At 54.1% G+C, this 13,893-nt stretch carries 13 protein-coding genes; 2 read left to right on the top strand and 11 right to left on the bottom strand.

What is annotated here, in order from left to right:
* Positions 1 to 10: 10 nt before the first annotated feature.
* A complete protein-coding gene (locus tag TH30_RS15070; protein WP_114098921.1) occupies positions 11 to 1,558 on the top strand; it encodes a gamma-glutamyltransferase in 1,548 nt (515 codons plus the stop codon).
* A 4-nt stretch (positions 1,559 to 1,562) separates the two neighbouring features.
* Here the strand turns inward: TH30_RS15070 and TH30_RS15075 are convergent, their stop codons facing one another.
* The 9 genes from TH30_RS15075 to TH30_RS15115 form a co-directional block, all read right to left on the bottom strand.
* Entirely contained in the window at positions 1,563 to 2,153 is a 591-nt protein-coding gene (locus TH30_RS15075) for a TetR/AcrR family transcriptional regulator (RefSeq protein ID WP_181850316.1), read from the bottom strand.
* Between the two features lie 85 nt (positions 2,154 to 2,238).
* Positions 2,239 to 3,303, bottom strand: coding sequence for an aldo/keto reductase (locus tag TH30_RS15080; RefSeq protein WP_114098923.1), 1,065 nt, complete (start codon positions 3,301 to 3,303; stop codon positions 2,239 to 2,241).
* A gap of 301 nt (positions 3,304 to 3,604) precedes the next feature.
* Positions 3,605 to 4,090, bottom strand: coding sequence for a MarR family winged helix-turn-helix transcriptional regulator (locus tag TH30_RS15085; protein WP_114098924.1), 486 nt, complete (start codon positions 4,088 to 4,090; stop codon positions 3,605 to 3,607).
* Positions 4,091 to 4,205: 115 nt separating this feature from the next.
* The gene (locus TH30_RS15090) at positions 4,206 to 4,799 is read right to left on the bottom strand and encodes a hypothetical protein (protein ID WP_114098925.1); all 594 of its coding nucleotides are present in this window, start codon (positions 4,797 to 4,799) and stop codon (positions 4,206 to 4,208) included.
* A gap of 97 nt (positions 4,800 to 4,896) precedes the next feature.
* Positions 4,897 to 5,796, bottom strand: coding sequence for a lipid A biosynthesis lauroyl acyltransferase (locus tag TH30_RS15095; protein WP_114098926.1), 900 nt, complete (start codon positions 5,794 to 5,796; stop codon positions 4,897 to 4,899).
* Positions 5,789 to 6,760: a tetraacyldisaccharide 4'-kinase gene (gene lpxK / locus TH30_RS15100; protein WP_114098927.1), complete on the bottom strand. Its 972-nt coding sequence runs from the start codon at positions 6,758 to 6,760 to the stop codon at positions 5,789 to 5,791. Before lpxK ends, TH30_RS15095 begins: the two co-directional genes overlap by 8 nt.
* A complete protein-coding gene (locus TH30_RS15105) occupies positions 6,753 to 8,045 on the bottom strand; it encodes a 3-deoxy-D-manno-octulosonic acid transferase (RefSeq protein WP_114098928.1) in 1,293 nt (430 codons plus the stop codon). Before TH30_RS15105 ends, lpxK begins: the two co-directional genes overlap by 8 nt.
* Positions 8,042 to 8,809 carry a lysophospholipid acyltransferase family protein gene (locus tag TH30_RS15110; RefSeq protein WP_258548743.1) on the bottom strand — a complete coding sequence of 256 codons (768 nt, stop codon included), beginning with the start codon at positions 8,807 to 8,809 and terminating at the stop codon, positions 8,042 to 8,044. The genes TH30_RS15105 and TH30_RS15110 overlap by 4 nt, the downstream gene beginning before the upstream one ends.
* Positions 8,810 to 8,835: 26 nt before the next feature.
* Complete coding sequence (locus tag TH30_RS15115) at positions 8,836 to 10,602, bottom strand: ABC transporter ATP-binding protein (protein ID WP_114098929.1); 1,767 nt, start codon at positions 10,600 to 10,602, stop codon at positions 8,836 to 8,838.
* 219 nt (positions 10,603 to 10,821) lie between these two features.
* Here TH30_RS15115 and TH30_RS15120 point away from each other — a divergent pair, with 219 nt between their 5' ends.
* Positions 10,822 to 11,622 carry a BUD32 family EKC/KEOPS complex subunit gene (locus TH30_RS15120; protein ID WP_114098930.1) on the top strand — a complete coding sequence of 267 codons (801 nt, stop codon included), beginning with the start codon at positions 10,822 to 10,824 and terminating at the stop codon, positions 11,620 to 11,622.
* 19 nt (positions 11,623 to 11,641) lie between these two features.
* On the opposite strand, the gene TH30_RS15125 is transcribed toward TH30_RS15120, so the two are convergent.
* Entirely contained in the window at positions 11,642 to 12,772 is a 1,131-nt protein-coding gene (locus tag TH30_RS15125; protein ID WP_114098931.1) for a glycosyltransferase family 4 protein, read from the bottom strand.
* Entirely contained in the window at positions 12,769 to 13,686 is a 918-nt protein-coding gene (locus tag TH30_RS15130) for a UDP-2,3-diacylglucosamine diphosphatase (RefSeq protein ID WP_114098932.1), read from the bottom strand. Before TH30_RS15130 ends, TH30_RS15125 begins: the two co-directional genes overlap by 4 nt.
* Between the last annotated feature and the right edge of the window lie 207 nt (positions 13,687 to 13,893).

Below are 13,893 nucleotides of genomic sequence, written 5' to 3' on the forward strand. Positions count from 1 at the left end.
AACGCAAACCATGAAAAAGCACGGGGCCGTCGCCGCAGGACATGATGTCACAGCACTTGCGGCTGCCCGTGTGCTTGAAGAAGGTGGTAATGCGTTTGACGCGGTGGTGGCTGCGATGTGGGCGGCCTGTGTTGCCGAACCCGTATTGGCATCCCTTGGCGGTGGTGGCTTTGTCATGGCGCGTCCTGCGGGCAAACCGCCGCGCCTTTATGATTTCTTTGTCGAAACGCCACTTGAAAAACGATCCCGCGAAGATCTGGAATTCGAGAGCCGCCTTGCGACCTTTGCCGGTGGCGTAACCCAGGAATTCCATGGCGGATACGGTTCAGCTGCGACACCGGGTGTTGTGGCGGGCCTGTTTAAAATCCATGCCGATCTGGCCCGTTTGCCAATGGCGCAACTGGCTGAACCGGCCATGATCGCCGCACGGGATGGCGTGGTTCTCGATGACTTTCAGCGCTATGTGATGGGGATCGTTGAACCCTTGTTGGCGTTTGCCCCCGATAGCCGGACAATCTTTGGTAAACCGGGCCACACCGACGAGGCCGGGTTTGAACTGCTTGAGAGTGGCGCGCTTCACGTCCAAACCGACCTGGCTGATAGCATCGATTATCTGGTGCGAACCGGGGCAGACGGGTTTTATCGCGGTGATCTGGGGCATGCGCTGGTAAGGGAATGCAAGGAGTTCGGTGGGTATCTCGGTGCCGGGGATTTGGCTGCCTATCGTGTTCTGGTGCGTGATCCGCTGCTTGTCAGCGGGCGAAAGGGGCGCTTTATTCTGAACCCGCCACCGGCATCGGGCGGTGTTCTGGTCGGATTTGGACTTAAACTGGCGCGCGAGATGTCCTTGGGGAGTTTCGGATCGGCCCGTCATCTTGAAGCCATGTCACGGATTATTCATGCCACGGGGCTGGTGCGCGGGGATTATGGCGCAACCTCGGCCATTCTTGCCGACGAGCTTTGCGAACGGTATCGCCTGATGATCGGCGAACGCCCGTTGAGCCAGCAGGGAACAACCCATATTTCGGTCGTTGATGAAGACGGGAACCTTGCGGCTGCGACGATATCGAACGGATCGACATCGGGCCGGATCGTTCCGAAAACCGGGATCATGATGAATAACATGCTGGGCGAGGCTGATCTTTCACCCGACGGGTTCCATCTATGGCCGTGCGGCGTTCGGATGACATCGATGATGACGCCTGCGCTTTACCTTGGCGATGACGGGAATTCGGTGGCATTGGGGTCGGGCGGATCTAACCGCATCAGATCGACGATGCTTCAGGTCCTGTTGAATATCGATGCCTTTGACATGACCCTGCATGGGGCGGTTTCCGCACCGCGCATGCATGTTGAGGATGATCTTCTATCCGTTGAACCGGGATTTGATGACGCCTTGCTTGATCAACTGAGTCTTGAAAATCAAAGCCGTTGGGACAGCGAAGATATGTTCTTTGGCGGGGTGCATGCCGCCAAGGTCAGTGCGGATGGCATGACTTTTTCTGCCGTCGGCGATGCAAGACGCAACGGGCATCACATCAGCATTTCGAAAGACTGACTTATCAGGACAACCCGACCCGTTCCTTGACCGCCCGACGGCTGGAAGCAAGGATGCTTTCGGCTTGTTCATCATCAAAGGTTGCCCGTGCCATGGCAAGGGCCCCGGCCATTTCACTTGTCAGGGATTTTGCCAAAGATGCGGTATCGACGGATTTCGGTTCGATCTGTTCGAGATGTTCCGTGATGACCTGATGCATCATGGAAAGGCCGCGTCCAAAGGCCTGTTTTCCGGCGGCGTCCATACGGGCTACATCACCTGAAAGTGCTGCCATCGGGCATCCTGTTTCGGGGTGATCACGGTGGTCACGCCCCAGATAAAGATCGATGTAAAGACGCAAACCCTGAGATGGTGTACCGTTTGCCAATGTTCTGGTCAGATGAATAAGGGTTGTTTCAAACATCTCGGTGATGGTTTGCGCGACAAGGTCTTCCTTGGATTTGAAGTGGGCATAAAAGCCGCCATGGGTCAGACCGGCCTCTGACATCAGCTTGGCAACGCCAACGCCATCCGGCCCTTTGAGACGGATGGTCTGCGACGCACTGGCAAGAATGCGTTTGCGGGTTTCTTCCTTGTGGCTGGCATCATAACGCATGGCAAAATCCGGTTCATTGGTGGAGCAACCCTTCCCGAATGCGTAAATCGGGAAGGGTTGCTTAAAGCATGAAGAAACAGCGCTGTCACGCGGTGGTGACAAAGCTCGCCCGGCGAATGATTTTGTCGCCACCGCGCGCCTGCGCACCAAGGGACTGGATTTGATCATGGGGTGTGCCGCGCTCAAAGGCGCTTACCGACGTCAGTCTGTCAATTTGATCCTGTGTCAGATGAACATCAAGCGCACCAAGTGTCGCGTCAAGTTGGGACAGGGTACGGGGCCCGAGGATCGGAACCATGCCGGTCGACAGATTGCGGGATTGATCAAGCAGCCATGCAATGGCGACATTTGCAGGTGTTGTATCGGCCTCTGTCGCGATGCTGATGACGGTATCAAGAATTGCAGTTTTGCGACCTGATTGTTCAGAGTGAACAAGAATACCCCCCAGCCCCTGCAGGCGACCTTGTTCGTTGTTGCGGTATTTTCCGGTCAACATGCCACCTGCCAATGGTGACCAGGTGGTGATGCCAAGTCCAAGGGCATCGGCCATCGGGATCAGGTCGCGCTCAGCACTGCGTTCGACCAGATTATATTCGGTTTGAATAGCAACAAGCGGCGACCAGCCGCGAAGTTCGCCAATCATGTCCGCGCGTGCGATGCGCCATGCCGGGAAATTTGAAAGGCCCGCATAATGGATTTTCCCGGCCTGTACGAGGTCTTCAAAGCCCCGCATGATTTCTTCCATCGGGGTCGTCTCGTCGGTAAAATGTGCCCAATAGAGGTCGATATGGTCTGTTTTTAGCCGTTTGAGGCTGGCTTCGACCGAGCGGACCATGTTTTTGCGGCTGTTGCCCGACTTGCTGATGCTGCCATCATTTTCGGCACCCATTGTATATTTGCTTGAAAGCACAAAATGGTCGCGGTCATTGGCAATCAGTTGACCAACGAATTCTTCGGATTGGCCAACCTGATAGGTATCAGCGGTGTCAATGAAAAATCCGCCTGCCTCTGCATAGCGGTCAAAAATCTTTCTTGCCTCTGCAAAGTCGCTTCCATATCCCCAGCCCGTGCCGAAATTGCCGGTGCCAAGGGCCAGTTGGGACACGCGCAGCCCGGATTTGCGACTTAAAACCTGATTTCCGATGGTCATTTCTGTGATCCTTCTCAAGCGATGCCGACTGGCATGCTGAATTAAATTATGTTCGTAATTTAATATAAAATTATGATCATAATATAAAAAGGCAAGCAGAAACTTTCCACGGATGTGATCGGGAATCAGTTATCGCAGGGGTAATGTTGAAAAAGGTGTTCGGGAATAAGGTATTGGCCTGACAAGGTTCGGCAAATCAAATGCTCTTCAGTCAGGCAGGTTCACCGGGAATTTTCCATGTTTCCGATTTTTAATCAAAGGACTCGGTGGCCATGTCTTTGTAATATGGTTTCCGAACCTCTTAACGCGGGACGTCGTCGACGGCCCGAACATCAAGCAACGGTGCCGCGTCGATATTTTCGGCATTCATCATGGAAGCTACACGCTGCATGGATGAGAGAAGCTGGGTTTTTTCCCAGTCGGGCAAGCCTTCGAACTGCTTGATGAATTCTTCATGAAGCATGGTGGGTGCGGTGGCCAGAACGGCACGTCCGGCCTCGGTCAGGAAGGTATTTACCACACGTTTATCCGTCGAACTGCGGCGGCGTTCGGCAAGGTCGCGCTGTTCAAGGCGGTTCAGAATTGTCGTGACAGTCGCCTGACTGAGCGACACATGGTTGGAAATCCGTTTGACCGTGACATTCTGCAATTCGTCAATGGCGCGCAGAACCATCACCTGCGGGATGGTCAGGCCGCACACTTTCATCACGCGCTTTGAATGCAAATCCGTCGCCCGGATAATCTGGCGCAAGGCGACAAGAATATCCTGCCAATAGGTTTCGGTCATGGCGTTCCCTTTTGCTTTTAGGGGCGTGTGAAAGTCAGTGTTATCGGGTAACGGGCTTTGTGTTTTTGTTCAAGACCATTTGTCTTGCGACAAAGTGCGCCTGCAAATTCCAAACCTATCTGAAACGCTGGATCACGGCGAAGATCAGCGAGAAAATCGCAATCAGGATGATGGCAACGGTTGCAATCAAAAGGGCCTGTTTTGTGCGCAATTCATTGGCTTGTTTAAGCTCGATATAGGCGATCACATTGTGTCGAAGCTGATCCATTTCCGGAGCAACATCAAGTCCGCTTAGATAAAGTCTGGCCCCGGCACGTGCCAAAAGATCATTGGTCTTGTTCATTTGCTGGGTGAAAAGAGCGTACCGTTCCTCGGTATCGGCAAGGTCACCTGTCAGATCGTCTTCGTTATCGCCAGCGCGTGCGATCGTGATTGTGGTTTTGATCAGGCTGTTTGCATCGGCCTCGACGCATTCGGAAAGTGTGGCACGCGGCTGGTCATCCGAGCATTCCACTGCGCGATTACCATATTCCTCAAGTGCCTTGCGCAAATGTTCCTTAAGCTGTTTGTCGAGTTCGGAGACCTGCAAGCGGATGTCGCGCGCTGCACTGCGGATTTCAGAAACGTCCTGATCAAGCGCCATGCTTGGCCAAACGGCAAACATCGATCCGGCAATCAATAAACAAACAATGACCAGGAAACGGCTCAAAAAGGGGGACTCCAGCCTTCGATCAGAACATCAAGCCGCAAGTCTGAGGCAATGGTGTTCCTATTGGGTTAATGCACCGGCCGGAATTTCAAGCAGATCAGTTCGGCCAGCGGCGATGAACCCAAAGCCATTGTTCAGGGCGTTCGCGTATCCAGGATTCCAGAACCGCGTTTACATCGGTCATGATCGTGGCGACATCAGCGTGGCGGTCGCCGGTTCTGGTGACTGGAAGTGCCGGATAGAACGTCATGCGAAAATGCGCACCTTGTAGTCGTTCAACCCGCACTGGTATGATCGGTGCGTCATATTTCAGGGCAAATTGCGCAAGTGCGGGGGCAGTCATCGCATCACGGCCAAAAAACGGGACCGGGATGCCGTCACTCATTTTCTGATCGACCAGCATGCAGGCATGACCGCCCTGTTTCATAAAGCGTGTCAGTTTGCGTGCACCATCGGGGCCTTTTTGTACCAATTGCCCGCGGAAAGTCTTGCGCGCGCGCATGAACAGATCATCCACCCATGGATTATCCGGTGCGCGATAGACACTCATCATGTCCATCTCAAGCACGGCTGCGATGCACATGCTGACTTCCCAGTTGCCGATATGCCCGGTAAAGAACAGACCGGGTTTGCCGTCATCTTTAAGCGCACGTCCATTTTCCGCACCGATGATTTCAATGCGGGAACCACCGGGCCGCATTTTATGCAGATGCGGTATTTCGGCCGCAGACCGGCCAAGATTTTCCCACATATCGGCGATGATTTTTTCGATCTCGTCAGCGGACTTTTCAGGAAAGGCCTTGATCAGATTGTTTCGCGCCTTTTTGGATTGTCCGACTTTGGTGCCAATGGTGCGCAGTAACCAGCCGCCGAAATTTGACGCCATATCAACCGGCATGATCGCAAACAGCCAATAAAGAAGATACGCCCCGAACCCCTGAAGCGGGTGGGAGATGTATTTTTGGCGCATCCGGTAGAGATTGCTGTTCTTATCCATCGGCAAGTACTGTCTTCACAATCTGGGCAAGCTGATCGGGTGTCTCGAACACCAGTCGAATGTCGAGACTGTTTATGCCGACACGGCTTTCCAAAGGCAAGCGCATCAGATCTTTTTGCGTCGTAACCAGTGTTGCGTCCAGACGTGCTGCATTCATGCGCAGGGTCTTTAGCTCCTCGGTTGTAAACACATGATGATCATCAAAGTCGTTTGTTGCAACGATCCCGGCACCAATTGATTTCAGGGTGTCATAGAATTTTTGAGGGCGTCCTATGCCGGCAAAGGCCAGGACTTTCTTGCCTGCAAACTCTGATCCGTTGATCGGCTCGATCCGGGCACGCAACACAGGGACGGATGCCGGAAGGTTGGTAATAAAGGCGGGCGTTTCATCCCCGATCAGGATGATGGCGCGGACTTTCTCCAAACCACTGAGCAGCGTTTCACGCATTGGACCAGCTGGCATGACACGGCCATTGCCAATCCCGTACCGGCTGTCGATGACGGCAAAACTGCAATCCTTGATCACGGACGGGTTCTGTAAGCCATCATCAAGAATGATGGCATCCGCACCGGCGTTACGGGCCGTTTCGGCGCCCAGAAAACGCTCGCGCGATACCCATGCAGGGCCATGCTGTGCGAGCAAAAGGGGCTCGTCCCCAACCCCGGATGCCGTGTCGTGAACGGGATCAACGCGATGGGGCCCGGCGACCGATCCCCCGTATCCGCGACTGACAAAATGCGGGTTGCGACCCAGTGCTGTCAGAATGTCATACAGCGCAACAGCGGTCGGGGTTTTGCCCGCACCACCAACCGTGAAATTGCCCACGCAAAATACGGGGCACCCCGGATGACGTGCGGTGGTGGATTTGTTGCGGATACAGGCACCTGCCTGCCAAAGCAGGGACAACGGACTTAAGATTTTCGGGACAAGGCCGTCTTGCTGCCAGAATGCCGGATCACGCATGATCCACCTCGTCGATTGCTTTTTGCGCCATTAACGGGCGCAAGGCATCAACGGTGCGCTCAAGGACTTCGGCCTTGGAATTGGCATATTGAAGGGCCGTGGCAGCAACCTTTCGTGCTGCGGCGTGATCACGCAACAAGGCACCAACCTGACGGCATAGATCATCGGCATCCGTTGCAAGGCGGCATGCCCCGACGGCGCGCATTTCTTCACTGATTGTGGTGAAGTTGCTCATATCCGGGCCGTGCAGAATGGCACAGTCAAGCCGGGCCGGTTCAAGCGGGTTCTGGCCGCCACTTGCACAGAGGGTTTTGCCCATAAAGCAGACCGGTGCGATACGATAAAACAGGCCGAGCTCGCCAATGGTATCGGCAAGATAAATATCTGTTCCCGGTGTGATCGCATGGCCGCGGCTTCGCCGGGCAACTTGCAATCCCTGTGCGATCAGGTCTTCCTCGATATCCTCGGCGCGGTCGGGATGACGTGGCACAATGATGGTCAGAAGTCCGACCTGTTCATGGGCGAGCTTTTTGTGGATATCACCGGCAACGTGCTCTTCCCCGGCAAAGGTACTTGATGCCAGCCAGACCGGGCGTTGACCGATCTGTTCTTGCAGATTGGCAAGTTCGGTTGCGTCCGCCGGAAGCGGCGGGGCGGCAAATTTCAGGTTGCCGACCGTTTTTACATTGCTTGCACCCAGACTTTCAAAGCGTCGACTTTCTTCATCGCTTTGGGTCAGAACAAGGTCAAAGGCGGCAATGACCGGACGGATAAAGGACGGGAAGCGGGAATATCCCTTGAAGCTTTTTTCCGAGATACGGCCATTAAGCAGTGCAAGTTTTACCCCGGCCTTATGCGCCTTGGTCAGCATATTCGGCCAAAGGTCACTTTCAAGCCAAAGGGCAATGTCGGGTTTCCAGTGATGGAGAAAACGCGCGACACAGACCTGGCGATCAATCGGAACAAACTGGTGAATGACCCCCTTGGGCAGGCGGGCATGCATCAATTCCGCCGATGTTACGGTTCCCGTGGTGACCAGAACAGACAAACCGGGGTAACGACGGCGAATTTCGTCAATGACGGGAAGAGCCGAAAGGGATTCTCCGACACTTGCGCCGTGGATCCACACAAGATGCCCCTTGGGGCGCATGGCACTTGGATGACCGAACCGCTCACCGATGCGACCGGGATCTTCCTTGCCGCGTTTCTTGCGCCGGTTCAGATAGAAATGGAGTGCCGGTCCGAGCAGGCGGGTTGCTGCGCGATATGCATAAAACAGGCTCATTGCCCGGTTTCCCCTGCTGCCATGGCAGAACGTTTCTGTTTTGGCACTTCGTCTGGCCCGGCAGGCGGAATGGCGTTAAGGCCAAGGGCGACGTCCGTGCTTTGTGTCAGCGCGGTCAGGGCATTTTCAAGTTCCAGCCGCTTGGCTTCCAGTCCGGCATCGTCAAGTTTGCGATCGACAAAGATCGGCTCCCCCCAATGAAAGACCCCGCGAGAGAACGGTAATGGCAGGATGAACCGGTCCCAGCTGCCAATCACCTTGCGATTGGAGGCGGAATAGGTCAGCGGGAAAATAGGCACATTTGCCATGCGAGCGGCCTGAATGATCCCGTCGGATGCGCGCATACGCGGGCCTCGCGGGCCATCGGGCGTCATGCCAACGACTTCGCCCGCTTTCAATACTTTCAGGATCTGGCGAAGGGCAGCGGCACCGCCTTTACCCTTGCCGGTCGATCCGGCAATCGTCTTGATGTCAAATTGCGCAATGGTTCGCGAGATGATTTCACCATCACGATGAGACGAAATCAGCATGTTGAACGGGCGATCACCTGCGACCGAACGCCAGGTATAGGGCATCATCAAAAGACGCTGATGCCAGAACGCCACAATGAAGGGTTTGCCCTCTGTCAGATAATGCGCCGGATGATCGCCGCCTTTGGTTTCCCAGCTTCCGGTTCGACGAATGAAACGGACATAGGTTGCCGCCAGCCAGCACAAAGTGCTGCGCATCGTGTCGCTTTTGATGATCCGCTTATGCCACTGCACGCCTGATTATCCTGAAATTGCCCGGATCAGTTTCCGTTTTCCTCAGAGAATTGCAAGTTATAGAGGTTCGCATAAGCGCCTCCCAGTGCAAGCAATTCTTCATGTTTACCTTGCTCGATGACACGACCATTATTGATCACACAGATTTTGTCGGCATCAACGATGGTCGACAAACGGTGCGCAATCACAAGTGTCGTACGGCCTTTCATCAATTCGGCAAGCGCACCCTGAATGTGACGCTCTGATTCTGTATCAAGGGCCGAGGTGGCCTCGTCCAGCAACAGGATCGGCGCGTTTTTCAGCATGGCGCGCGCAATGGCGATACGCTGACGCTGGCCACCCGAAAGCTTCACACCATGCTCACCAACAATGGTGTCATAGCCATTTTCAAGTTGCAGGATGAAATCATGGGCGGCGGCGTGACGGGCTGCTTCTTCAATCTCGGCATCGCTTGCACCCGCACGGCCATAGGCGATGTTGGCACGCACAGTATCATCAAACAGGGTGATTTCCTGACTGACCAATGCCGTTGCCTTGCGAAGGCTTTCAAGCGTGATGCCGCGAATGTCCTGACCATCAATGCTGATCGCACCGTTATCGATGTCATAAAAGCGCGGGATCAGGTTCAGAATGGTCGATTTGCCGGCCCCGGACGGGCCGACAAGGGCAACGGTTTCACCAGCCTTGATATCAAGATCAATATCGCGAAGCGCGGTGATTTCCGGGTTATAGGAAAACACGACATTTCTGAAATTGATATTGCCGCCCGAAACTTTCAGTTCCCTGGCATCCGGGGTGTCCTTGATCCCGGGTTCGATATCGAGAACCGTGAAAACGCGCTGCGATGCTGCAAGACCCTGTTGCAAGGTGATGTTGATATTTGCCAGACGCTTTACCGGCTCATATGCAAGCAAGAGTGCTGTGATAAAGGCAAAGAAGCTGCCCGGATCGCTCGATCCGTCAATTACGCGGCTGCCACCATAAATGATGATCGCAGTGATCGCAGCACCACCGAGTGTTTCCATGATGGGCGACGAACGTGCACTGACAGTTTGCGCCTTGAAGCTGAGATTGAAGACAATTTCAACAAGTCTGCCCATACGCGAACATTCATAAGGCTCCATGCCATAGGCTTTGACGTGGCGAATGCCCTGGAAAGTCTGTTCAAGCAGTGTCGCGAATTCGCCGATCTGCTGTTGGGTATTGGCCGACACTTTACGCATCCGGCGTCCCAGACGCGCAATTGGATAAATTGCTGCGGGAAAGACCGTGAACGCAATAATGGCAAGCAGCCAGTCTTTGTAGAACATCACGCTGATCAGAACGATTGCCGTCAGCAAGTCCTTGCCAAAGCCGGTCAGCGAGTTCGAGACAGCCGCGCGCATTGCCGTGATGTCATTGGTAAAGCGGGTTATCAGCTTGCCGGTATTGGTGCTGTGGAAAAAGCCGATATCAAGACGAATGACATGCTCGTAAAGACGGTTCTGGATATCTGCCAGAATACGCCCGCCGACATAGCTCATCAAAACGGTCTGGCCGTAATTTGCAAAGCCTTTAAGAGCAAACGACCCCAGCACTGCTGCGCCAACAGGGACCAGCATTGCCTCTTTTTTATTGATGAAGACATCATTGATGATCGGATCCATCAACAGGGCATAAAGTCCCGTTGCGCCTGCCATCAGAGCCATACACAGAAGGGCAAGGAAAATCTTGCCGAAATAGGGGGCAACGGCGTCCTTGACGATGCGCTTGACCAGAGGCCAGGTTCCCCAATGTTCTGTAGTGTGGTCCATGGAGTTTTCGGGCAATTGCTTCTTCCTGGTCGCTTCCGCCATTTCCACATTGTATCGGATTGATACTAACGATATGGATAGGGCTTCAAAATAATATCAAAGACACGCGCTGTTGCTAACATGCCGGGAGTTGGGCGGCAAGCCGCAGGACGCGCGCGACGGGCACAAAATTACTTTGCTGTTTAGCAGGGTACGAAGAGCGACATATAAGACAAAATAATGAACGAGCAACTACACGCACTTGTAGAGCACACAATTGCTCAAGGTGTTGGCGCACGGGTTTTTCCGCTGAGCTGGAATGGCAGGCGTATCTGGGTCAAGCAAGCGGTGCCGGCAAAGCAGAAAGTCTGGCATCGGTTGCAGCGCTTTTTGGCCAATATCACCGGCATTCCCCTGTTGCGCCCAACGGTGTCGCCGGGCGGAAAAGCCGGTCTCGATAGCGAGGCAGCGACGCTTCGTAACCTTGCTGCCAAGGGTATTCTGGTGCCGGACCTGATTGACGAAGGTGCCAGCTGGATTGCGATTGGCGACAATGGCGGGATACTGAAATCCTTCATCGAAGATGAAGTGCGCGCCGGGCATGATGATAAGGTCAAATCATACATAACGGCCGCCGCCAAAGCCTTGGCCCAATTGCATATGGCAGGGGTCTCGCATGGGGCGCCGTTGCTTCGAAACATGACGATCCGCGAAGATGGCGAGATCGGCTTTATCGATTTTGAAGAAGATCCCAATGCCCGAATGCCGGTCGCAGATGCACAGGCGCGCGACGTTTTGCTGTTTGTTTTTTCCATTCAGCGCGAATTCAAAAAACGTCCGGAACTGTTGCGTGCAGGATGGAGTGCATATGTCACAGCGGCGGGCGAGGATGCTGCGCAGCTTGTGCCACTGCGCAAGGTAATCCGTCTTCTGCGCCCGGTTTACCTGATCCTGCGCCCGTTCCGCAGATGGCTGGGCACCGATGCGCTTAACGGGCTTCTGGCCTATCGCACATTGCGCAAAAGTCTTTATCGCAATTAATCGTCCCGACTGGCCCCGCTTATTGCGCGGGTTGCCCAATCGGGACGGTGCCGGTTTCATGGCTGTCCGGTTCGGACGGGGTGTCCATGCTGCCTGTTCGTGCCGCATCATCAAGGGAAATGCGGATGGCCTCGATCCCGTCAAACCCGCCGGAAAAGGGTGCAAGATTGTGCAGGAACTGATTGGCGGAATTTTGCCAGCTATATTGTTCGGCCAGCGCACGGGCATCTTCTGATTTAAGGTCAAGGGCGGCGAGTGCCGCCTCGCGAAGATCGGCATCAATCGCGCCTGCCTTGGTGCCGCGCACGATATCGGCGGGCCCCTGAACCGGGAAGACGGCAACAGGGGTTCCCGATGCAAGTGCTTCAAGGATCACAAGGCCAAACGTGTCGGTCTTGCTTGGAAACACAAACACATCCGCAGAGGCAAAAGCCTTGGCCAGATCTTCGCCAACCTTTTTGCCAAGGAACTGAGCATTGGGATACTTGCCCTTAAGCTCATTGAGCTGCGGGCCATCGCCGACCACGAACTTGGTGCCGGGCAAGTCAAGATCAAGAAAATGACCAATATTCTTTTCAACCGCGACCCGGCCAACGAACAGCCAATGCGGTTTGGGAAAATCGCCAAAGCTTGCATCCGGGCGTGGCCGAAACAGATCAAGATCAACCCCGCGCGACCAGATATGCAGATTATCAAAACCCCAGTCGGAAAGTTCCTGGCGCAGGCTTTCGGTTGCCACCATCACTGAACGGGACTTCGAATGGAACTTTCGCATGCCGCGATAGGTGATCGAAAGCGGTAACCGCCAGCGCGCATGAATATATTCGGGAAAACGCGTGTGATAGGCGGTTGAGAACGGCAGGCCGTGTTTGAGGCAATAGGACCGTGCCGCCTGCCCAAGCGGTCCTTCGGTAGAGATGTGAATTGCAACCGGGTGCAGGGCCTCGATCATTTTTGCCATCTTGCGTTTGGCAAACAGGGCAAGGCGGATTTCCGGGTAGGTCGGGCATGGAATGGTTTTGAACTGATCGGGCGAGATGACGTGAACGTCATGCCCCATCTCGCCCAACTCGCCGCGTACGGTTTCAAGGGTACGGACAACACCGTTTACCTGTGGGTACCAGGCATCGGTTACGATCAGTATTTTCATGCAGTCTTTCCAATTGGTGCATCATTGCGTTTTTTTGATGCACCTGATGTGGAGCTGCCCGTGCTATGGGCGATGCGGAACATGGAAATCAGTTTGCCAAGACCCAGTGACGGGGCGTTTGATGCATCGCGGCCCGGATTGGAATGGCTCATCGCCATCTGGCGCATTTCTGCCCAGTGAAGCAGTTCAAGTTTGCCGTTCATGTCTTCGACAAGGGCCGTGCAGCTTTCGACCCAGTCACCGTCGTTGCAATACAGAACATCCCCGATCATGCGTTTTTCAGCATGATGGATATGCCCGCATACCACGCCGTCGACCTTGCGTTTGGCAGCTTCGTGGGCAACAGCATTTTCAAAATTGCAGATGAACTGAACCGCGTTCTTGACCCGGTTCTTCAGATAGGCCGACAGTGACCAGTACCCATATCCGAGACGGCGGCGGATGCCGTTGTAATAGCGGTTCAGAACAATGGCGAGGTTGTAGGCCGTGTCCCCAAGATAGGCGAGCCATCTTGCATATTTGACAACACCGTCAAATTCGTCGCCATGAATGACCAGCAAACGTTTGCCGTCGGCCGTTTCATGGATATCGTTCATTTTGACATCGACATGCCCGAAGGTCATATCAACAAATTCGCGGGCAAATTCATCATGGTTTCCGGGGACAAAGATGACTTTGGCGCCATTTTTTGCCTTATCCATGATTGTCGTGATAACAGCGTGATGACTTTCCGGCCAATACCAGCTTTTCTTAAGCCGCCAGCCATCAATAATGTCACCGACCAGATAGTAGGTGTCTGCTGTTACTTCATTGAGGAAATCCAAAAGAAGATCTGCCTGACATCCACGTGTCCCCAGATGGACGTCTGAAATCCAGACCGTGCGGTAATGCGGTTGCAGCGTCATCGCTGTCATTGCCGCCCCTCCGTATCCTGCCAAAAGGATGGCTGGAACCCGGCATTTGAAGGTGCCGAATACTGTCCTCAACCAGTATCGGTTTAGAATAAAAAACGTGACAACATAACCCGTTCACAGAAATTTCGTCGTTCTGTAAAGCAACTGTTACATATTTTCTTTCATATGGTGTTTCGTATGTATGATTTATTTCGGTTTTATTTCGGA

This window comes from Thalassospira profundimaris (assembly GCF_003326795.1).
Lineage (GTDB): Bacteria > Pseudomonadota > Alphaproteobacteria > Rhodospirillales > Thalassospiraceae > Thalassospira > Thalassospira profundimaris_C.